Genomic DNA, 23,159 nt, shown 5'->3' with positions numbered 1-23,159 from the left:
CTGTTTCCGAAAATCATTAAAAGTGAAATTTATAAATATTCAATTAGTATATAAAGCCTTAATTAAAACAAATGAATTGTCTTTATTTAAAAGAAGATATATATATACCCTTAGTTATTAAAAATAAGTGAAACTTCTTTGTGAGCATTAGTATATTACTTGGCATTTCAAGTAATATTTTTTGTTTGAAATTGAGTAGTTTCTTGTCAATTTCTGGATACAATTTAGCAAAAGTAGTTTTGTTTTTAGCAAGCTTGCATTGAATGGCTAAAGAATAACGATTAAGATTTAAGTAAATATTTAAAGATTTGTTTAATTTTTCTTCTTGTTGAAAACTGTTGAATAAAATACGTTTACTCTCTTGATGATTTTCTTTAGATAAGCTATTTGCTACTGTTTTATCATAATAACATGTTGTTTTTGGATTAAAAATGACAGTTTTTTTTAGAGCAAATCGAATTAAGAAATCAAGATCTTGTCCAGAAGTAATTTTAGGTTTAAATTCTCCAATATTATAAAAATCATTTTTACTAAAAGCAATAGCAGATGTCCAGCCTAAAGAACGAATTGTACTTGCTAAAAAATAATCATCGATAATATGAGGGATTTCTCTTTTTCGAATACTGTAACTAGCTTTTACTATTTGAGATTTTGATAATTTTATATCATATGCATTACAGAATAAACCTGCATCAGGGAATTTAGAGATACTATTATGAAATTCTTGAAGATGATTAGGGTACCAAATATCATCTCCATCCATTAATGCAATATAATTACCAATAGCTTTTTTTATTCCTAAGTTTCTAGCGCTAGAAGCACCAGAATTATTTTGACTATATATTTTAATTCTATTGTCAGAAACTAATTTGGCTGCTTCAAGACTTCCATCTGTACTTCCATCATTTATTATAATAATTTCAAAATCTTTAAAATTCTGTTTTATGATGCTATTTAGAGTGTCCTTAATATGTGATTCTTTATTGTATAAAGGTATGATAACAGAGAAAAAAGGCATAGTTGATATTGAATTTTTAGTAAAAATAGATTGTTTTACTCAAACTTAGGTATAGCTTTTATTTATTTTTTTTGCGATACTTTTAGGAGCATTTAAATTTTCATCGGTTATAAACCCTTCAATTAGGTGTTGTGTTAGGAAATTGTATAAGAAATGATAAATAAATTGTTCTTTAGGTTTAAAATTAAGAGCTTTAGTAAGTATGCTATTTAAATTATCGTTTTTAGTATACTTAATACATATTTCGGGATGGCGGTAATATGCATTTGCTAGCACTACCACAGTTTTTTTTAACGAAATGGCTTCAATGCCTACAGTAGAATTATTAACAACAATAACATCAGCTTGTTTAAGAGAATCTTTTAACGAGATATGATTATCAAAAGAAAGATTATGTTTTATTACATAATCATATAATTCTTTATCGTATTTGTCTTTATAAATAGGGTGTTCCCTTAGAATAAGTTTTGAGTTTTTTGGTAAGTTTTTATGAATGGCCTTAACAATTTCAAAATGATTTTTGAAATTTGGACTATGATAGATCATGTTAACATCCAAAGGGACTTGTAATATTAATAAGTAAAGTTTTATTTCTCCTTTAGGTTTAATTGATAATGGAGAAACAACTTGTTGTTTGAATTTATAAAATTTTGGAAATGTATCTGTATATTTTAAATCAGGAGGGAATAGATAGCTTTTTTCAAAAAAATAAGCTAAACTGTAGTCTATGCCTCTGTATATTGGAGATCTTTTGTACTTTTTTTGCTTAGGCTTATTAATTAAATAATCTACTAGTTCAATTTGCTCTTTAGTAGGAAGAGAAGCGTTTTTTAAATTAATATTGTTAATAGAGGCATTAGCGTTAACACCTTGGGGGTCAAAAAAAGTGGTATTAAAAGGGCCTTGTTCTATAAAGTATACTTTGATATTATAAACTTTTGCTAGAGCTATACATATCTCAATACTAAGTCTTGAATCACCTAATAAAATAATAGCATCTGGTCGTTTCTTCTTTAAAATATCATCTAAAATATCAATATAAGATAAAGCTTGTATTAATAAACTAATTTTTGAAAGAGATGGATTTAATTTTAAATGAAATGTGATAAAATTTTTATAATTTATGTTTTTATATTGATTCTTATTCTCTATTATTCGTAAATACTTTTTCTTATTTATTAATGCATTAAACCAACCTTTAGCAGGTAGCCATGAACTAAACTTAAACCTGAGTAGAGTATACATAAAACCACTAAAATGAATACTGTAAATATGAAATAAGTGGTTTTTATTATCAGTTTTTAAGTTTTCTTTTATTTTTAAATAAAAGCGTGAAAACTTATCTAAAGTACCAATGCATATAATTTTCATAGTTTGTGTTTACGTAATAAGAAAGCTTAAAATGTGTTTAAAAATACATTATAAATTTTTAAAATAAGGGGTTAAATAAAAAGCTTTAATTGAATATCCGTTTTTACTCATAATCCAGTAATTCCAGCTATTACTAGTCTATCGAATAGTTTTTCCTCAAAATATCTTCGATTGAGTTTGTAAACAAATTCGTTTAGGTAGAGTTGTAGGTATTTGCCTTTAATTTTGTGATAATTTCCAAGTAAGTTTCGTTTGGCATTGCTTATGGTAATATGTACCCATTTCAAGGTCTCTTTAGTAGTTTGTTTATCTGATTTTTCACTAATATGTAGTTCTACAAAATCAGCAATATCAACATATGAAGTACTTTTATCAGTAAAAACAATGCTTTGTTCGTCTAAAGACTCTTTAACAGTATCATTTACACCATCAGCCTTATGATCTGTCAGCACTTTGGCTTTAAAGTAGCGACATTGGCGATCCTTCTTGTTGGTTTTCGGGTCTTCTAAGGGAGTGGATTCTGCCATTATCATTACGTTTTGCTTTCCTACTGCACCACGACCTCTTTTTCCTTTTTGTTGCTCTATTTCAGAAGATTCGACCGTAAAATAACCTTCATCCATTTCAATCATACCTTCTAAAGTATAGCGGGCATCTCTGTTACCCATTGCTTTACGAAGTTTATGAACCATCGCCCAGACAGGTTCATACCTTTTTAAACCAAGCTGTTTCTGGATTTCTTTAGAAGAAAATCCTTTCTTGGTAGTAGTCATCAAAAACATTGTCTTATACCATATCATAAAAGATAGATTAGAATTTTGCATAATAGTACCACTTCTCAAAGATGTACGGGCTCTACAAGATTTGCACTCATAGCTCCAAACAGCCTTTATCCAATAGTGATGAGTATGACCACAACGCTGGCATTTAACTCCTATCTTATCTCTTTCTTGCTTAAAATGAGTACGACAAGCTTCTTCACTATCAAAATGGGCGGTAAAACTAAAAATATTCATGACTTGTTTTTTTAACAAAATAAGCATTTTTAATCAATTATTAGTAATTACGGATATTCAAAAGCTTTATAATATCACGGGATAAGGTACTAAATAATGAAAAAATCAATATAATAAAAATAATAGTTTCATTTACTTTTGTAACGATAGATATAAAAGACTTGGTATATACTTTCGTGTTAAGAATACACTTTCAGGTCTTATATAAGGAAAGAATATTAATGTAAAACATTTTAAGAAAAGATGAAATAGTAAGTAAGAAAAATTAAAAGTATGTAATCTAGGTTTTCTCTGAATCACTTAATAGGTTTCATTTCTATCCATTACACTTTAATACTTTGTTAATTTAATTTGCTGTCCTAAAAACGGGAGTATTATAGTTTAAAATTTAGATAAAATAGATTAGTTTAAAAAAGGTTTTCCCTTAAAAGAATTAAGGCTTTCCTATCCTAGTATCTTTTAAGAAAACAGTACATTTGAAGTAAGTTAAGTCTTGTTTTATAACAAAAAAATAATACTTAATTTTTTATATTATTAACTTTTTTAAATATTTATTATGAAAAAACTATTTTTATTTAGCGTTTTAACAACAACACTTTCTTACGCACAAGTAACTGATGAAAACGGAACTTCTGCAAATGGTTCTGGAAGTACAAATTTAACAGGAAATATAGGAATAGGTATTACGCCTTCTTCATCATCTCTTTATAAGCTTGAAGTAAACGGAACTTTAAAAGCAACAATAGGAGAGTTTACTAATTCTGTTCCTGATGGTACTATTTTTAATAATTTTCAAGACGTAAGTAAGGCCAGTAGAGTATTAGCTGCAGGGACACAATTTACTCCAAATTCTGTTGGATTTAGTGGAGCTGCATTTCAGATTTATGACTTTCCTCAATCAAATTTATCTTCTAAATCAATGATTTGGATGGGACTTGAGGATAGGAATAATATGGGGAGATATAGGTTTTTTGCAGAAGCAGGAGGTAAAGGTGAATTAGTCATCCTAAATAAAAATCAATCAGAAATATTTAAATTAAATGAAGACGGTAGTGATAATGTCTTTATTCATATGCCAAAAACAAATAGTAGAATGGTAATCGCTGGTTATGGAAATTATTTACCTGAGCACAAGTTTGTAGTTAAAAGTGGCAGCGCTATGGTAGAGGGGAATATATTAACCAATTCTAATTTAGGTATTGGAACTAATTCTTTTATTGATGGTTCAGATACTTATAGACTATCTGTAGAAGGAAAAGTAAGAGCGCATGCAGTAAAAGTCTATACAGATTGGGCAGATTATGTTTTTGAAGCAGATTATAAATTGCAAACATTAAATGAAGTAGAAAATTATATTAATAAAAATGGACATTTAAAAGGTATACCGAGTGCTAAAGAAGTTGAAGCAAATGGTATTGAACTTGGTGAAATGAATAAATTACTTTTACAGAAAATAGAAGAACTTACACTTTATACAATTGAGCTTAAAAAAGAATTAGATTTATTGAAAACAAAGATTGAATAGTTATGAAAAATAATATATTAATTATTTTATTCTGCATAACGACCACTTTTGGATATTCTCAAAAGGCTAATATATATTGGTTTAGTATTCCGAATACTTCGAAGAGACCTATAGCTAATAGAGGGGGAAGTGATTTTTCTTTTAATGACAAGATACTTAATAGTATTTTTAAAAAGTATAATACGAAAAAAATTAAAAAGTCATTTCCAACATCGAAAACACCTTTACTTCAAACAATTTTTGAAATTGAAGTAGAAGATAAAAACATGATTGAAGAGTTAAAGAATAATGCTTCTAATCTATTTCTAAATATTGAAAAAGTACCAGAAATTCAATTACTTTATTTGCCTAATGATTTTGGTACAAGTGGGGGGAATTACAAGAGCAAGAAGAACTAAATTATATTAGAGCTCCAGAAGCTTGGGATATAAGTACTGGTAATTCTAATGTCGTTTTGGGTATTTCAGAAAGTGTAAATACTAATCATGAAGATTTAATAGGACAATCAGATATACTCAACGGAAATAGTTCTTCTTCAAATGGGCATGGAACAAGTGTATCTTTATTTGCTGGAGGAAAGACAGATAATAATGTAGGAATATCATCTATTGGTTTTAATAATTTTATTAGAGGAAAGTCAGGTGGGGCTAGTGCTGTTATTCAACTTGCTCAAAATGGAGTAAAAGTTATTAATATGAGTTGGGGATTTTGCACTTTGTCTCAAAATGCGACGCAAATTTATGAAGCGGCAATGAATGAAGCTTATAGTAATGGAGCCGTTTTAGTAGCTGCAGCTGGTAATGGAGCTTTTAGTTGTAATTTAGGAGCCGAAGCATACCATTACCCTGCAGCAAATGATAAAGTAATTGCTGTAACTGTTGTTGGACATTTGTATGAATTAAATGATTCTAATCCTTTGCATAATAATCAAAAGGATAGATTTGAAGCTGTAGGGAATGTTTATCCATTTACAACATATAATGATAGTGTTGATGTTGCAGCACCGGGTAGACATGTGTTAACTCAGGTAGTTGGACAGTCTACAGGTAATTATGGTTACAGTGGAGGTACTTCCTATGCTGCTCCAATTGTAACAGGAACTATAGGGCTGATGTTCGATGTTAATTATTGTTTAACTCAAAAAGAAGTAGAGACAATTATTAAACTTTCATCTAGAAAGGTCGATAATTTAACAGTTAATCAAGCATTTTATGGCAAAATTGGTTCGGGAGTGCTAGACGCCTACGAAGCCGTAAAAATGGCAAAAGATATGGCGGACGATTTTGGAACAGTAGAGGTTAAAGATAGAGTCTTATACCGTCCATGGTTTTATAAACTAGTAACAGCTCCCTATAAGATTAAAATGACAAATAATGATGTGACTGGTGGTTCAAAACTAAAATTTAAAGCAAGAAATAATATTGAAATTTTAAGTGGAGATTATTACCCAGAATCTGGAGGTTATATCGATTTAAGTATTGATGAGACTTTAGCATTAGATTGTCCACCTCCGCCAATTAATTCTGCTAATACTTCTAGAAAAGTAAAAACGAAGATTAATGAATCTCAAGGAAAAAACCTAGTAGGTAATTATGGTTTATCAATATTTCCAAATCCAACAACTGGGATTTTAAATATAACCAATAAAGAAGATTTAAATGCGATTTCTATTTCAGATATTACTGGTAAAACAGTTTACTCAGTTAAAGAAGTAAATGCTAAAGAATTGAAAATAAATATGTCTAAATTTAATTCAGGAATGTATTTTGTTGAAATTAAAATGAAGACTGGAGCGATTCACACCCAAAAAATGATCAAAAAATAACTTTAAAAACTGTCTGAGCAATCAGGCAGTTTTTACCCTTTCCGTTGCACCACCTCATAAACCTCATTCTCATCACACTTTAATGTTTTACTAGGGTATTTAAGTAATAAAGCATAATCGTGGGTAGCCATAAGTATGGTATTTCCATTTTTATTAATATCCTGTAAAACCTCCATAACTTCAACGCTCGTTTGGGGGTCAAGATTACCAGTAGGTTCATCAGCAAGAATAAGCTCAGGGTTGTTAAGTAAAGCTCTGGCAATAGCAATACGTTGTTGTTCACCACCAGAAAGCTCATGGGGGTATTTAAACCCCTTAGTTTTCATATCTACTTTAGTAAGTACTTCTTCAACTCGCGTACTCATTTCTTTTTTATCTTTCCAGCCTGTTGCCTTTAAAACAAATAGTAAATTATCGTTAATTGTTCTGTCTGTAAGCAACTTAAAATCTTGAAAAACAACTCCTAGTTTTCGTCTTAAAAACGGAATATCCTTTTCTTTAAGGTTTTTTAAATCGAAGTCAACAATATGCCCTTCTCCTTTAATTAATGGTAAGTCACCATAAAGTGTTTTCATAAAACTACTTTTTCCTGTACCCGTTTTTCCAATTAAGTATACAAAATCTCCTTTGTTAATTTTAACGTTTACATTGGAAAGGACAAGGCTGTCACCTTGAAAAATAGAAGCATCTTTTAATTGTAAAATAGGTTTAGACATAAACTAGTAACGTTTTAAAGCCCCGTAAAAGTATTGTAAAAATGTCAAATTCCAAACCTTGAAATTCTAAAAGTATATAATCATCCTTTTTATTTATCTCTAACCATTTTAATATTTCATAAATCAATTCATAATTATAATATAATAGTTACGTTGTATATTATTAATAATGAAAAAGAATTTTGTTTTACAATTATTGAAATCAAAAAATAGAATTCTTTATTTATCTTTGATTTTAAATTAAAAACCAAATCATTTAATGACTAAAAAAAATATTGTTTCACTTTTAGTGGCTATAAGTTTTAGTTTTCAAGTTATAGCACAGAAATCTGCCGTTTATACAAGTAACTTAGCCGATTATCAAAAAGCTTTATCACTTTATAATAATCAACAATACCAAGCAGCACAATCTATATTTAGAGATGTTAAAAAAACAACTAAAGAAAATATTCTACAATCAGATTGTACGTATTATATTGCAAATTGTGCGATAAGATTAAATCAGCATAAAGCAGATCAATTAGTTGAAAATTTTGTAGAAGAATACCCCACGAGCACAAAAAGAAATACGGCCTTTGCAGATGTTGCAGATTATTATTTTGTTAACGGAAAATATGCACATGCAAGAAAATGGTATGAAAAAGTTAACGAAGATGCTTTGGGAGGAAAAGACAGGGAAAGGTTTTATTTCAATAATGGTTATACAGCATTTATATCAAAGCAATTTAAAAACGCTAAGAAATATTTAAGTAAAGTTGAAAACTCTCAAGAATATGGCTCTCAAGCTAAATATTATATTGGTTTTATGGCGTATCAAGGAGATGATTATGATAAAGCAAACACTTATTTCGATCAAGTAAGTGATCAAGAACGTTACAAAGAAAAGCTCTCTTATTACCAAGCCGATTTAAATTTTAAACTAGGAAAATTTGAAAAAGCTATTAAACTTGCTGAAGCTAGGTTAGCAACAAGTGATCAATCAGAAGTTTCAGAACTTTCAAAAATTATAGGAGAAAGTTATTTTAATTTAAAAAAATACGAGGAAGCGATTCCTTTTTTAACAGAGTATGAAGGAAAAAATGGAAAATGGAATAACATAGATTTTTATCAATTAGGATATGCTTATTACAAACAGAGCGATTATGAAAACGCTGTTTCAGAGTTTAGTAAAATAATAGGGGGAAAAGATGGTATATCACAAAATGCCTATTATCATTTAGGAGAAAGTTATGTAAGTCTAGACAAAAAACAAGAAGCTTTAAATGCGTTTAGAAATGCTTCAGAGATGAGTTTTGATTTAAAAATTCAAGAAGATGCATGGTTAAATTATGCGAAAATTAGTTATGAAATAGGTAATCCATATCAATCAGCACCTCAAGTTTTAACAAGTTATTTAGATAAATATCCAAATACAAGTTATAAAGAAGAAATAGAAACGCTTTTAATAGATTCTTATATTACTTCAAAGAATTATAAAGAAGCACTTAAATTATTAGGAGGTAAAAAGAGTTTTGATGATAAAGTAGCTTATCAAAAAGTAGCTTTTTATAGAGGATTAGAACTTTATAATGAAGGGAATTATTTAGAGGCAGAATCGCTTTTTGATGCTTCATTAAAAGAACCAAGAGACCCTAACTATACAGCAAGAGCAACCTTTTGGAAAGCAGAAGTAGATTATAATTTAAATAGTTATGACGATGCTTTAGTTGGGTTTAAACAGTTTCAACAAGAAGTATCTTCTTCAGAGACACCAGAAAATGAAACCATAGATTATAACATAGCTTATGCTTATTTAAAGTTGAAAAATTACGAGCAATCTATCCAATATTTCAATCAATTTATTTCAAATAAAAAAGAAGATAAGGTGAGATTAAATGATGCTTATTTACGATTAGGAGACGGGTATTTTGTTTCTAGTCAGTATTCTAAAGCCATAACAGCTTACGAAAAAGCTATTAAATTAAATGAAATAGATTCAGATTACCCATTTTTCCAAAAAGCTTTAAGTGTAGGCTATAGTGGTGAATCTTCAGAAAAAATAGCAGAATTAGAAAAATTTATATCTAAATATCCTAAGTCAAAATTACGTGATGATGCTATGTACGAATTAGGTAATTCATATGTAAAAGCAAATAAAGTAGATAAAGCCATGACTGTTTACGATCGTTTGAGTGCAGAATATAATGTGAGTACATTTGTACCAAAAGCATTATTACGACAAGGGCTGGTTTATTACAATGATAGTAAAAATGAGAAAGCTTTAACTAAATTTAAAAAAGTAGCAGGAGATTACCCAGGATCTCCAGAAGCAGTTCAAGCTGTATCTACAGTTCGTTTAATTTATATTGATTTAGGACGAGTAGATGATTATGCATCATGGGTAAAAACGTTAGATTATGTAGAGGTTACTAATGCAGATCTGGATAATGCAACTTATGAAGCTGCCGAAAAGCAATATTTAGATGGTAATACAGGTAAAGCTATTAAGCAATTCAATGGATATTTAAATGAATTTCCTAAAGGATTATATGCATTACAAGCACATTTTTATGTCTCACAATTATATATTAAAAAAGATTTATTAGAGAATGCAGTACCACATTACAAGTATATAGTTGAGAAATCACAAAATGAATATACAGAAGAAGCGTTGCAACGTTTGTCACAATTTTATTTAGTTAATAAAAGCTGGAATAATGCTATTCCTTTACTATCAAGACTAGAAACAGAAGCTAGTTTTCCGCAGAATGTAATATTTGCTCAATCAAATTTAATGAAGGCTAATTATCAATTAGGGAATTATGAAGGAGCAGTGTCTTATGCAGAAAAGGTACTAGTTAGTTCAAAATTAGATAATAAAATAAAAAGTGATGCACGTATTATAATTGCACGATCTGCAATGAAAACAAGAGATCATGCTAAGGCTAAAATAGCATATGCTCAAGTTGAAAAAATAGCAACAGGAGAAACTGCAGCAGAGGCATTGTATTATAACGCTTATTTTAAAAATAAGGAAGGTGAGCATGAAGAATCTAATAAAACGGTTCAAAAACTAGCAAAAAACTATTCAGGGTATAAATATTATAGTGCAAAAGGCTTAGTAATTATGGCTAAGAATTTTTATGCATTAAATGATGCATTTCAAGCTACTTATATTTTAGAAAGTGTTATTCAAAACTTCCCTGAGTTTAATGATGTAGCTGCTCAAGCGCAAGATGAATTAAGGAAAATTAAAATAGAAGAAGCTAAAACAAATTCATCTGTTAGACCAGAGGATTAATTGTAATAGTTTTGTCAGGTCTAAAGTAATAAAGGCCTAGTTTATAAAAAAGAAAATCGTCAATCGTAAATAAAAAATAATTAGTATGCGAAAGCACATAAAAAATATATTTATAGTTATCCTTTTACTCAGTGTAACTATAGGGTTTTCTCAAAGAAAAGAAAATGACACCTTAAATACAGGAGTTATTGATGTAGTGAAACCTTATGCTCCAACAGTCTCTGATGCCTTTAAGGTAAAAGAAGTTCCACATTTAAACGATGAAACTACTCAGGTGAAAAAGGAAGTTAAATATAATATTTTTTCATTTCCAGTAGCATCCACCTTTACTCCAGCAAAAGGGAAAGCTGAAGTAATTGAAAAAAAACCATTACCTAATTTGTATAATAACTATGCAACTTTAGGTGTAGGATCTTATAAGACACTTTTAGGAGAAGTGTATTTTAATCACCCTATAAGTAGAAATGAAAATATTGGAGGGTATATAAGTAACCATTCATCATTAGGAGATATTGAAGATGTATTAGTTGATAGTCGGTTTTCAGATACAAAAATAGAATTGAATTACGGAACAAGATTAAGAGATTTATCATGGAATGTAGAGGCAGGTTTCCAATATCAAATCTATAATTGGTACGGACTACCAGAAAACTATGCTAACGATAAGATATTTACTTATGGATTAGATGTAGGACATTCATTTTTAGATGCGCATTTTGGAGCAGATGTTGCTTTTGAAGATACCTATATTAATTCAGGAAGTTTCTTTTTTAGACGTTTTGGAGATAACCAAGGTTCTGGAGAAAATAGATTAATAATTAAAGGAAAAGTAGATGTTCCAATTAGAGATATAGAAATTTCTACAGGTGTTAAAATTGATTATATAGCAGGAGATTTTGATAAAGATTATTTTACAGATGAAGAGTTAAAATATGGTAATTTTCAAATTGGAATTTCTCCAACTTACCAAATGAAACAAGACGATTTAACTGTAAATATTGGAGTTTCTACTTATTATTTAAGTGATACAGAAGCTAGTGAGAGTAAACTATATATCTATCCAAATGTTACCGCTACATATAGAATGGTTGAAGATGTTTTGATTGCTTATGGAGGGATTGAAGGAGATTTAATTCAGAATTCATATTATGGTTTTGCTGGAGAAAACCCGTTTGTATCTCCAACTTTATTTATATCTCCAACAGATCAATTATACAATGCCTATGTTGGTTTAAAAGGAAAGTTGTCTAGTAATACAAGCTATAATGTTAGTGGACATTATATATCAGATAGAAATAAGGCTCTTTTTAGAAATAATTTTACGTCTTTAGCTGTGGTCGATGTCGAAGATTATAAATATGGAAATTCTTTTGGAATAGTATACGATAATGTAGATACATTTAGTTTTTCAGGAGAAATTACGGTAGATTTAAATAGAAACTTTAAATTAGGTATGAAAGCAGAATACTTTGGTTATTCTACAGATGACGAAGCGGAAGCGTGGAATTTACCAGATATTAAAGGATCTGTGTTTTTAGATTATCAAATTAATGACCATTGGTTTGCAGGAGCGAATTTATTTCTTGTAGGAGGACGTAAAGATTTATTAAGTGTCGATGATAATATTTTTGGAGCTACTTCTATGGTTGTAGATTTAGATAGTTATTTTGATGCTAATGCACATTTGGGTTATCATATAAATGATGAGTTTTCGGTATTTGCAAAAGCAAATAACATTGCTAGTCAAGGTTATCAGCGTTGGCAAAATTTTCAAGTACAAAGTTTTCAACTTATAGCAGGAGCTACTTATAAGTTCGATTTCTAACGTTTATATATTCTATTTTCTAAGAAAAAGAAAGAAAACTTTATTGAAGTTTTGTTTCGAAATATAAAAAATATGAGACTTCTATGTTTGAATTAAATTTTAAGCATAGAAGTTATGGTAGTTAAATATTCTTTGCTCATTTTTTTAGTGAAACTTTGCGAATATTTACGCGAGAATAAATTAAAATATATTAGACCTGTGCAGGAGTTAACCTCGCTAAATAATCAAAATGATTACCTTCTATAACTAATTCACAATTTAGCCCAACAGCTTCACAAGCGAGTTTTAAAGTGTCAAATCCTAGATATAACCATTTCATAGGTAATTCCTCTTCTCCTTTATAAGATAAAAAATAGTCGAGTTCACCATAAAAAGAGGTATTAGTATCTATCCAAAAACCACCATCTTCATCCTCATACATGTATTTAATATCAGAAGAATCAATCAAAATTTGTCCATTTGGGTTTAATAAGCTTTTTAAATGAGATAAGTATTTAGATACTTGTGATAGTTCTTGAAAAACACCAGTCCCATTCATTAATAATAAAATTGTATCAAATGTTTGAGTTTCATCTAAAATATCTTTTATTTCTGCGTTTATAACACCACGTTGTTTAGCAACGTTAATAGCTCCATTTGAAATGTCAATAGCTTTAACAGAAAAACCTTTTTGTTGTAAGTAAAAACTATGGACTCCAGAACCACAACCAACGTCTAGCACAGAACCTTTTGTTAATTTTAAAGCTTTTTGTTCAAGCTTAGGCATGTCTTTAAAATCTCTAAACAAATAAGGAAGAGGTAAAACGTCATCATCAGAAATACTTGTAGAAGTAATAATATCTTCAGTGTAATTCCCATTTTGATAATCTAATAAAGCTTTTCCAAAAAGATCTTTCATTTAATAGTTTTTTACTTCCGTAAAGTCGGAAACTTGTTTGTCATTAAGATGTCCTAAAAAGTCTGTATAGAACAGAGTTGAGGTATTGTAATCTTTTTAAAGATTACTTTAACCATTATTCTTTCGTAATGACGTAAAATATTATTTTTGTACCATGCAAGACATTATAAACAATCTTCCAAAGCTCGCCAAAGATAAACATAACGAAAACAAAAAATTCTTCACGAAGCTAAAAAATAAACCACCTAAAAAATTAGATTATTTGATGGAGGATTTACATGATGAAGAATTTAAAAAAACTGATTGTTTAAAATGTGCGAACTGCTGTAAAACTACGGGGCCTTTATTTACCGATAAGGACGTAAACCGTATAGCAAAACATTTTAGAATGAAAGCGCAGCAATTTATTAATCAATATTTACGAGTTGATGAAGATAATGATTATGTATTGCAAAGTGTACCATGTACATTTTTAGGAACAGATAATTATTGTTCAATTTATGATGTAAGACCAAAAGCATGCCGAGAGTTCCCACATACGGATCGAAAAAAATTTCAACAAATATCAAACCTAACATTAAAAAATGTAGCCATTTGTCCTGCTGCATTTAATATTGTTGAAGAGATGAAAAAACGAATTAAGGTTTAGTTTTTAGCAGCAATAGTCGTTTATAAAACTGTATAATAAAACATATAAATAAGAAAGATAGTTTAGTTTTTTTTTAAAACATTTTATTCTACAAAAATTGACTCTAATGTTTTTCCAATTTTATGTGTTTCAACACCAGATTTATTAGTTAATATACAAATAACAATAGCTTCTTTTGGATAAATTAAAAGAATAGTTGAGGCACCTACACCTCCGCCAGTATGATAGTATTTAGGAGTATTGTTTTTAGTGTATTCAACTGAAAAACCAATACCGTAACCTGTGTTGTTACCTGATTTTAATTTTTGAGATGTTATAAGTTGAGACAATGATGCTTTTGAAATAAATTGAGGTGAAATAATTTCTTGTCCTATTTTTATTAAATCTTCTGAAGTTGATAAAAAACCACCAGCAGCAACCTTATATTCATTAGCTACTGAATTAGATAGAATATGTTTTCCTCTGTAAAAATGAGTTTTATTTGGAATATTAATGTCTGATGCGTCCAATAAAGTATTAGTCATTTGTAAAGGCTTTAGAATAGAATTGTTAACCAATGTGTTAAAACCTATTTTTGAAGCTTTTTGCATAATAGCACTTAATAAAACATATCCAAATGAATTATAAAAAAACTGAGTTGAAGGTTCAAATAAAAGAGGATCATTTTTAAATAAATCTAAACCTTCAGTAATTTGCATTTTTTTATTAAGAGAATATTCACTGCCTTTATAGTGTCTAACTCCTGCTAAATGGCCACCTAATTCTCTAACAGTGAAATCATATGTCTTTTTAGGAAAATCGGGAAGATATGTGTAAATGCTTTCATCTAAATTAATAATATTGTCATCTAATAATTTGGCTAGAGTAACCGCTGTGATAGATTTTGATATGCTAGCTATTCTAAAAAGAGTTTTATTAGGATTGATTTTTACTTTAGGTTTTCGTTTAGCATGACCAAAACCTTCAGACCAAATGAGTTCATCTTTTTGAGAAATAGAGATGGACATACCTGGAACCCTTTGTTTACGTAAAAACTTTTTAGCTTGTTTTCTAGCAGTTTTAATTTTTGAATCAATAGAGTTATCAATATTTTGACTAAAGCCTATTGAAGTCAATAATAGGATTAAAGATGCTATAATACGTTTCAATTTATTCAGTTTTTAGGGGTAAATTAAATAGTTTTCACGGGTTTTTTTAAATTTCTCTAATCCAGATATCCAAGTTTTTTTAATAGCTTTTTCTGTCATACCAACTTCAATTTGCTGCTGTAATTTTTTGGTACCAGCTAATTTTGTAAAGAAATTACTAAAGAATGTTTCTTTTGGAGCATATTGTTTATTGGCATTATAAAATTCAATCAACCATTTTAAATTAATACCCTCTAAGTCGTTATAATTTGATAAATCATACCCATGACATATTTTATTTTCATGTTTAGGGTATTTTGCTCCATAATTAGGCTTTGGAATGAATTCATAATGATGTCCTTTTAAAAAGAAAAAAGGAGATCCAATCACTTGAAATTGCTTGTTTGTACCTCTTCCAATACTCACGTTTGTGCCTTCAAAAAAGCATAAACTAGGGTAAAGATTAATAGATTTATCATTAGGCAAATTAGGACTTGGTTTTATAGGTAAACTATAATTTAATTTATGATTATAGTTTTTAATAGGAATAATCGTTAGTTTACATTGTACATTATTTGCTAACCATTTTTCACCATTTATCATTTTTGCATATTCCCCAATAGTCATACCATGAGCTATGGGAATAGGATGCATGCCTACAAAGCTTTTATGTTCTTTTTCTAAAATAGGACCATCAATATAATGACCATTAGGATTAGGTCTGTCTAAAATTATAACAGGAATGCCTTGTTCTGCACAAGCTTCCATAACGTAATGTAGAGAAGATATATAAGTATAAAAACGAGCACCTACATCTTGGATATCAAAAATAACAATGTCTAAACCTTGAAGCTGTTCTTTTGAAGGTTTTTTGTTTTTTCCGTAAAGAGATACGATAGGTAGATTAGTTTTAGTATCAATACCATCTTTAACAACTTCTCCTGCATCTGCAGAACCTCTAAAACCATGTTCAGGCGCAAATACTTTTTTCACATTAATATTTAAAGCCAATAAAGAATCTACTAGGTGAGTAAAATTATTTTCACCTTTAAAGACTACAGAAGTTTGATTTGCAACTATTCCAACACGTTTCTCTTTTAATAATGGTAAATAATGTTTAAATTGATTCGCTCCAACAATAGGAGTAAGCTTTTTTGTTAATGTTTTTTTATTTTGGATTTCTTTCGTTTTTTTATTTTGGTCTTTAGGTTTAGACAAGTTTGCACAAGAAATCATTACCAGAACAAATAATAAAACAGTATTTTTGAAAATATTAAACCGCATAGTAAATTTTGAGTTACGAGTTTTTTTTAGCTAAACGCATTATTGGTAGTAAAGCGTATAAAAGTAGCATATCGGCGCCAATAATAAAAATTGGTATTGCAGCTATTGCTATAGGTATTGTTGTTATGATGATTGCTATTGCAACGGGAATAGGCTTGCAGCAAAAAATACGGGACAAAGTAGTGGCGTTTAATGGGCATGTTACTATTAGTAATTATGATAGCAATAATTCTCATGAAAGCGTTTATCCAATATCTAAAAAACAAGATTTTTATCCTGAATTTAAGTCAGTTACAGGTGTTAAGCACATTCAGGCAATAGCTGCAAAATTTGGTGTTATACGTACCGAAACGGATTTTGAAGGCGCTTACTTAAAAGGTGTTGGAGGAGATTATAATTGGGAGTATTATCAAGAATTTTTAGTTGAAGGACGTCTTCCAGACTATACAAAAAAAAGAAATGAGGAAGTTTTAATCTCAGAATATTTAGCTAAACGATTATATTTTAAGGTAGGGGATAAGTTTCAAATGGTCTTTTCTAAAGACGATCCAGAAAAGTTGCCTAATATAATTACTTATAATATTGTTGGTGTGTATAATTCAGGATTTCAAGATTTTGATGCACAATATCTTATAGGAGATATACGTCATATTCAACGCATTAATAAATGGAAGTCGGATGAAATAGGGAGTTTTGAAGTCTTTATAGATGATTATGATGAACTAGAGCAAAAAGGAGCTGAGATTCATGCAGAAATGCCAACATTAATAGATTCTAATACGATAACAACTAAATATCCAACCATTTTTGATTGGATAAAAATATTTGATAAAAATATTTATGGAATTATAGCTATCATGATATTGGTAGCAGGTATTAATATGATTACAGCATTATTGGTTTTAATTCTTGAACGTACTCAAATGATAGGTATTTTGAAGGCTTTAGGAAGTAATAATTGGAGTATACGTAAACTCTTTTTATATAATGCATCTTATCTTATTCTTTTAGGGCTGTTTTGGGGGAATATTTTAGGTTTAGGGATTTTATTAGCTCAAAAATATTTTAAACTATTCCCTTTAGACCCTACTGTATATTATGTGTCGGAAGCACCTGTTTTTATTAGTTTGGGTTATATAGTAGCCCTAAACGTAGGAACACTAATATTATGTTTGCTTATGCTTTTAGTGCCATCATATATTATTACAAAAATCTCTCCAGTAAAAGCTATTAGATTTCAATAAATAAGTTTTAACAAAAGTGATCTTATCATAGAATATACGAGTATTTATAGTGTAAGCTAAACTAAAATAATTAACCCTGCAATTTAAAAATTAGCTAAGCGTTATTTATGATTACAACTATTAATATAAAATGTAGTACATATTTAAAAGTATGCAAGAAGATTTTCTACACTATATATGGAAACATAAAAAGTTTCAAATAAATAATTTAAAAACGGTTTTAGGAAAATCTATTATAATTACCAATGGAGGTCAACATAACCTAAATTCGGGGCCAGATTTTTTCAATGCTAAACTTAGATTGGGAGAACAGTTATGGGCAGGTAATGTAGAGATTCATATAAAATCATCAGATTGGTTTTTGCATAACCATGAACAGGATAGGGCATATGACAATGTTATTCTACATGTTGTTTGGGAACATGATACAGATGTTTTTAGAAAAGATAATACGTCTATACCTACCTTACAGTTAAAAGATTTTATAGATATATCTGTTATAAATAATTATGAAAAACTATTTTCTAAACAAAGTAAGTGGATTAATTGTGAAAATAATTTTGCGTCAATAGATAATTTTGTTCTAAATAATTGGAAAGAACGTTTATACTTTGAACGCTTAGAGAGAAAATCGAAAACCATCGAGGCTTTATTAAAAGAATCAAAAAATGATTGGGAGGCTGTATTGTTTAAAATGCTAGCTAAAAATTTTGGACTAAAAGTAAATGGAGAATCGTTTTTTAGTATAGCACAATCTTTAGATTTTTCAATTATAAGAAAAACACAACCCAATCAACAAACTTTAGAAGCATTGTTATTAGGACAAGCAGGTCAATTAGAAGATGATTTGCAAACACCATATTATTTAAATCTTGTTAAAGACTATAAGTTTTTAAAGCAAAAATTCAATTTAGAAAATAATCAGGTAGCACCAGTACAGTTTTTTAGACTTCGGCCACCTAATTTTCCAACAATTCGATTGTCTCAACTGGCAAGTTTATACCATAAATATCAAAATTTATTTTCAAAAGTTATAGAGATAAACGAATTAAAAGGTTTTTACGATCTCTTTAAAGTATCAACCTCTAAGTTTTGGGAAACACATTATACATTTCAAAAAGAATCAAAAGCATTAAATAAAACACTTACTAAACCCTTTGTAGAATTAATTTTAATAAATACTATTTTACCAATTAAATTTTGTTATGCTAAACAAAAAGGCGAAATTATAGATGATAATATTATTAAGATAGCGTCAATAATAGATTCAGAAAAAAATAACATAATAAAAGCCTTTAATAATTTAAAAAAGTGCTCGAGTTCAGCATTAGATTCGCAAGCGCTCATTCAGCTTAAGACAGCGTATTGTGACAAAAATAAATGTTTGAAATGTGCAATAGGAAATTCATTTTTAAACAAATAAACTTTTAAACAAATAAACTTAGTGTTAAATTGCAGCATGAACAATATTTACAAACCGTTATTGTTTTTTCAAAAACACGGATATTATGTTTGTCAGCGTATAGCAGATAGACTAGGTATTAGGGCAAAAGTTGTTAGAACTTCTTTTATGTATATAACTTTTGTTACAGTGGGTTTTGGTTTTACGTTGTACTTATTTTTAGCATTTTGGATGCGAATTAAAGATTTGATCTATACAAAACGTTCGTCTGTTTTTGATTTATAATAGATGAAATAAGTAAAATTAACCATCATATTAATTTAAGTATAATTATATGAATTATATCTGTACTATTAAAAAATTTCATTAGTAGATGAATCCACTAATAAAATTTTTTAGAACTAAAATATATACAGCTTTATTTTTGTTAGTTGTTATTTTGCTAATTGGGGTTTCTGGTTATAAAATAATTTCAGATTACTCTTGGGTTGATGCTTTATATATGACAGTTATAACCATGACTACTGTTGGTTTTGGTGAAGTTGTTCCGTTAGATAATCAATCCAAAATTTTTACCATATTTTTAATTTTAGCAAGTGTCGTAATAGTAGGTTATGCACTCTCAATAATTACAGAATATATTTTAAGTAAAAATGATGTTGAAGAATTAATACATAAAAAGATGCAAAAGAAAATAGATAATTTTAAAAAGCATGTTATTATTTGTGGTTATGGAAGAAATGGTAAGCAAGCAGCTCGTAAATTATTAACACATAATCGCCCTTTTGTAGTTGTTGAAAAAAATAAAGAATTAGAGGAAAACCTTCGATTTGATGGTGTACAATACGTTATAGGTAATGCCAATGAAGATGAAACTTTGATTCAAGCAGGTGTAGATCGTGCTTCTTGTTTAATTTCTGCATTACCCAATGATGCCGATAATTTATTTGTGGTGTTATCGACAAGACAAATAAATAAAACTATAAACATTATTAGTAGGGCATCGTTAGAATCATCATACGATAAACTAAAATTTGCAGGCGCTAATAATGTTATTTTGCCAGATAAAATTGGAGGTGATCATATGGCTTCTTTAGTTGTCGTTCCAGGCTTAATGGAATTTATTGATAATTTATCTATTGTTGGTAAATCTAATATAAATATAGAAGAAGTAGCTGTTAAAAAATTATACAATACAAATGAAGTTAGGACTATTAAAGATCTAGACCTTCGTAAAAAAACGGGCTGTACTGTAATTGGTTATAAAGATGAAAAGGGAGAATATGTAGTAAATCCAGAAGCCGAATTAGAATTAGAGCCAGACTCTAAAATAATTGTTTTAGGAAGACCAGAACAAATAAATGCTTTAAATTCTGAGTATAATATTACATAATGTTTTTGCTTTTTTAACTGTCTATGTTTTAAAAACCCATTTTTTTTTAGCATCTTGCTGGCTTTTAATAAGAATTTTTCAATAAAATAAATTAATATTCACTCCTATGAAGAAATATCTTCTTTCAATTTTTACCTTAATACTACCATTTTTAACAACTGCACAAGAGACTACAGAAGTAGGAATAGACCAACAAATTGATCAAGCGTTTAAGCCTGTTTCAGATTTTTTTAGTAGCGTTATTTTTTTTCAAATAGGAGGAATTCCTTTTGTTTTAATTTTATTAGTAGGAAGTGCTTTATTTTTTACAATATATTTTGGTTTTGTAAATATTAGAAGATTTCCAACGGCTATTAATGTCGTTAGAGGTAAATACGATGATATAGATAGACCTGTTTTAGAAGAAATGTATGGAGATTCAACTCCAGGTGGAGATGCAATAGAAACTATTAGAGATGAAAGTCAAGAAGGAGAAGTAACGCATTTCCAAGCATTAGCAACAGCTGTTTCTGGAACAGTTGGAAATGGAAATATAGCAGGTGTAGCATTAGCTATAGCGCTTGGAGGACCAGGAGCAACATTTTGGATGATTATTTGTGGGTTGTTAGGAATGTCTTCAAAATTTGTAGAATGTACGCTAGGAGTTCAGTATAGAGATGTTGGAGAAGATGGAACAGTATATGGAGGTCCAATGTATTACATTAGTAAAGGTTTAAAGGAAAAAGGATTTACTATGCTTGGGAAAATAGCAGCAGTATTTTTTGCTATCTTTTGTATTGGAGGTTCCTTTGGAGGTGGTAATGCAGCTCAATCTAATCAAGCAACAATAGTTTTAAAAGAACTAATGGGATTAGAAAGTACAAGCGCAGGAGCAATAATAGGTGTGATACTAGCTCTTTTAGTAGGCATTATTATTATAGGCGGAATAAAAAGAATAGCTCAGGTAACGGAGAAAGTAGTACCTTTTATGGCGGTTATGTACTTAGTTGCTTGTTTATATATTATACTAAGTAACTTTTCTTTAATAGATGATGCTGTAGCTTTAATAATGAAAGAAGCCTTCAATCCTACAGCAATTGGAGTAGGTAGCGTAATAGGTGTTTTGTTAGTAGGGTTTAAGCGTGCAGCTTTTTCAAATGAAGCAGGGGCAGGTTCTGCATCTATAGCGCATTCTGCGGTAAAAACTAAATATTCTGCTTCAGAAGGTTTGGTAGCTTTATTAGAGCCATTTATTGACACAGTTGTTATTTGTACAATGACAGCTCTTGTGATCATTATTTTTAATTTTGGTGGATACTTTGAATATGGAGGAGAAGGATCGGTAATGATAGATGGCATATCATATGAAGGTGCAGGAATTACGTCAATGGCTTTTGCTCAATATATTCCTTACTCTAATGTGTTCTTAACAATAGCAGTAGTGTTATTTGCAGTGTCAACTATGATCTCTTGGTCTTATTATGGATTACAATCTTGGAAGTTTTTATTCGGTAGAGGAAAAACAGCTGATTTAATATATAAGTTATTATTCTTATTATTTATAATAATTGGAGCTGCAGCAAGTATGAAATCTATTTGGGATTTCTCTGACGCTATGATTTTTGCAATGGTGTTTCCTAATATGGTTGGGTTGTTTTTCTTATTCCCAGTAGTTAAAAAGCAATTGAAAAGATATCTTGACGCTATAAAAGCAGCGAAATCATAAATAAATAATAATGCAAAATATTAAACCCCATTTTGAGTTCACTAAGCAACAAAGAAATGGGATTTTTTTATTGATAATACTTATTGTTATATTTCAGTGTATATACTTTTTTGTAGATTTTTTTAGAGAAGACATTTCAGTAAATAAAGAAGAACTAGTTGTGTTTATAAAAGAAATAGATTCACTTAAATTAGTAGAGTTAGAATCACGTAAACCAAAAATCTACCCTTTTAACCCAAACTATATTACAGATTTTAAAGGATCAACATTAGGAATGACCAATCATGAGATTGATAGGTTACTAGCTTACAGAAAGCAAGACAAATGGATTAATTCTACAAAACAATTTCAAGAAGTAACTAAAGTGTCAGATTCTTTATTGAAAGCTATCTCTCCGTATTTTAAATTTCCAAAATGGATTAACAATTCCAAAACTAAAATAATTCAAAATTATAAAGCCTCCAAGGCCTTTTCAGAAAAGCAAGACTTAAATAAAGTTACAGCTCAAGAGCTTCAAAAAATAAGTGGAATAGGCAAGGTGCTTTCTAGCCGAATAATAAAATTCAGAAATAAATTTAAGGAAGGTTTTATAGCAGATATTCAGCTTCAAGATGTTTATGGGCTAACACCAGAATTAATTAAGAAAATTATTAGTCAATTTACCGTACAAACACCAAGAAAGATTAAGAAAATTAACATAAATACATCAGGAGTAGATGAATTGGTGACTATTCAGCATATAGACTATGATTTGGCACATTATATCGTAGAGCAACGTCAGCTAAGAGAAGGCTATAAATCATTAGATGAATTAGCAAAAGTAAAGGGCTTTCCACTAAATAAAATCGACATAATTAAATTATATTTGTCGTTAGATTGAA

The 23,159-nt window shown here is 29.2% G+C and carries 19 protein-coding genes; 12 read left to right on the top strand and 7 right to left on the bottom strand.

Annotated elements, in window-relative coordinates:
- Positions 1–82: 82 nt before the first annotated feature.
- From A8C32_RS17395 to A8C32_RS17385, 3 genes are all read right to left on the bottom strand, one after another.
- Positions 83–1,018: a glycosyltransferase family 2 protein gene (locus tag A8C32_RS17395; RefSeq protein ID WP_069831663.1), complete on the bottom strand. Its 936-nt coding sequence runs from the start codon at positions 1,016–1,018 to the stop codon at positions 83–85.
- Positions 1,019–1,063: 45 nt separating this feature from the next.
- Positions 1,064–2,389, bottom strand: coding sequence for a capsular polysaccharide export protein, LipB/KpsS family (locus A8C32_RS17390; protein WP_069831662.1), 1,326 nt, complete (start codon positions 2,387–2,389; stop codon positions 1,064–1,066).
- A 107-nt stretch (positions 2,390–2,496) separates the two neighbouring features.
- Positions 2,497–3,405 (bottom strand): IS1595-like element ISAlg2 family transposase, encoded by a 909-nt coding sequence (locus tag A8C32_RS17385; protein ID WP_069828596.1) that lies wholly within the window; start codon positions 3,403–3,405, stop codon positions 2,497–2,499.
- Positions 3,406–3,961: 556 nt separating this feature from the next.
- Here A8C32_RS17385 and A8C32_RS17380 point away from each other — a divergent pair.
- Genes A8C32_RS17380 through A8C32_RS17370 form a run of 3 tightly spaced genes read left to right on the top strand, consistent with a single transcriptional unit; the run spans position 3,962 to position 6,755 of the window.
- A complete protein-coding gene (locus tag A8C32_RS17380) occupies positions 3,962–4,930 on the top strand; it encodes a hypothetical protein (protein ID WP_069831661.1) in 969 nt (322 codons plus the stop codon).
- Between the two features lie 2 nt (positions 4,931–4,932).
- Positions 4,933–5,328 (top strand): hypothetical protein, encoded by a 396-nt coding sequence (locus A8C32_RS17375; protein WP_069831660.1) that lies wholly within the window; start codon positions 4,933–4,935, stop codon positions 5,326–5,328.
- 56 nt (positions 5,329–5,384) lie between these two features.
- On the top strand, positions 5,385–6,755 hold the full coding sequence (locus tag A8C32_RS17370; RefSeq protein ID WP_069831659.1) for a S8 family peptidase: 1,371 nt from the start codon (positions 5,385–5,387) through the stop codon (positions 6,753–6,755).
- A 32-nt stretch (positions 6,756–6,787) separates the two neighbouring features.
- On the opposite strand, the gene A8C32_RS17365 is transcribed toward A8C32_RS17370, so the two are convergent.
- Entirely contained in the window at positions 6,788–7,471 is a 684-nt protein-coding gene (locus A8C32_RS17365) for a cell division ATP-binding protein FtsE (protein ID WP_069831658.1), read from the bottom strand.
- Positions 7,472–7,730: 259 nt separating this feature from the next.
- Here A8C32_RS17365 and A8C32_RS17360 point away from each other — a divergent pair, with 259 nt between their 5' ends.
- Positions 7,731–10,751, top strand: coding sequence for a tetratricopeptide repeat protein (locus A8C32_RS17360; RefSeq protein WP_069831657.1), 3,021 nt, complete (start codon positions 7,731–7,733; stop codon positions 10,749–10,751).
- Positions 10,752–10,836: 85 nt separating this feature from the next.
- Positions 10,837–12,576: a TonB-dependent receptor gene (locus A8C32_RS17355; RefSeq protein WP_069831656.1), complete on the top strand. Its 1,740-nt coding sequence runs from the start codon at positions 10,837–10,839 to the stop codon at positions 12,574–12,576.
- A gap of 190 nt (positions 12,577–12,766) precedes the next feature.
- Here A8C32_RS17355 and A8C32_RS17350 read toward each other — a convergent pair whose 3' ends face one another.
- A complete protein-coding gene (locus A8C32_RS17350; protein WP_069831655.1) occupies positions 12,767–13,474 on the bottom strand; it encodes a class I SAM-dependent methyltransferase in 708 nt (235 codons plus the stop codon).
- 154 nt (positions 13,475–13,628) lie between these two features.
- Here A8C32_RS17350 and A8C32_RS17345 point away from each other — a divergent pair, with 154 nt between their 5' ends.
- Positions 13,629–14,123, top strand: a complete 495-nt coding sequence (locus A8C32_RS17345; RefSeq protein WP_069831654.1) for a YkgJ family cysteine cluster protein — start codon at positions 13,629–13,631, stop codon at positions 14,121–14,123.
- An 83-nt stretch (positions 14,124–14,206) separates the two neighbouring features.
- Here the strand turns inward: A8C32_RS17345 and A8C32_RS17340 are convergent, their stop codons facing one another.
- On the bottom strand, positions 14,207–15,271 hold the full coding sequence (locus tag A8C32_RS17340; RefSeq protein WP_083253405.1) for a serine hydrolase domain-containing protein: 1,065 nt from the start codon (positions 15,269–15,271) through the stop codon (positions 14,207–14,209).
- Between the two features lie 12 nt (positions 15,272–15,283).
- Entirely contained in the window at positions 15,284–16,534 is a 1,251-nt protein-coding gene (locus A8C32_RS17335) for an exo-beta-N-acetylmuramidase NamZ family protein (protein WP_069831653.1), read from the bottom strand.
- Between the two features lie 8 nt (positions 16,535–16,542).
- Here A8C32_RS17335 and A8C32_RS17330 point away from each other — a divergent pair, with 8 nt between their 5' ends.
- The 6 genes from A8C32_RS17330 (at position 16,543) to A8C32_RS17305 (ending at position 23,158) form a co-directional block, all read left to right on the top strand.
- A complete protein-coding gene (locus tag A8C32_RS17330) occupies positions 16,543–17,778 on the top strand; it encodes an ABC transporter permease (protein ID WP_069831652.1) in 1,236 nt (411 codons plus the stop codon).
- Between the two features lie 151 nt (positions 17,779–17,929).
- Positions 17,930–19,201 carry a DUF2851 family protein gene (locus A8C32_RS17325; protein WP_069831651.1) on the top strand — a complete coding sequence of 424 codons (1,272 nt, stop codon included), beginning with the start codon at positions 17,930–17,932 and terminating at the stop codon, positions 19,199–19,201.
- 36 nt (positions 19,202–19,237) lie between these two features.
- On the top strand, positions 19,238–19,465 hold the full coding sequence (locus A8C32_RS17320; protein WP_069831650.1) for a PspC domain-containing protein: 228 nt from the start codon (positions 19,238–19,240) through the stop codon (positions 19,463–19,465).
- Between the two features lie 88 nt (positions 19,466–19,553).
- The gene (locus A8C32_RS17315; protein WP_069831649.1) at positions 19,554–20,573 is read left to right on the top strand and encodes a potassium channel family protein; all 1,020 of its coding nucleotides are present in this window, start codon (positions 19,554–19,556) and stop codon (positions 20,571–20,573) included.
- Positions 20,574–20,679: 106 nt separating this feature from the next.
- Positions 20,680–22,278, top strand: a complete 1,599-nt coding sequence (locus A8C32_RS17310) for an alanine/glycine:cation symporter family protein (protein ID WP_069831648.1) — start codon at positions 20,680–20,682, stop codon at positions 22,276–22,278.
- Positions 22,279–22,288: 10 nt separating this feature from the next.
- Complete coding sequence (locus A8C32_RS17305; RefSeq protein WP_069831647.1) at positions 22,289–23,158, top strand: ComEA family DNA-binding protein; 870 nt, start codon at positions 22,289–22,291, stop codon at positions 23,156–23,158.
- The last annotated feature ends 1 nt before the right edge of the window (position 23,159 follow it).

It is taken from the genome of Flavivirga aquatica, from assembly GCF_001747085.1.
Classification (GTDB): domain Bacteria; phylum Bacteroidota; class Bacteroidia; order Flavobacteriales; family Flavobacteriaceae; genus Algibacter_C; species Algibacter_C aquatica.
The sequence above is the reverse complement of the archived record's forward strand: the minus strand, read 5'-3'. Positions and strand labels throughout refer to the sequence as shown.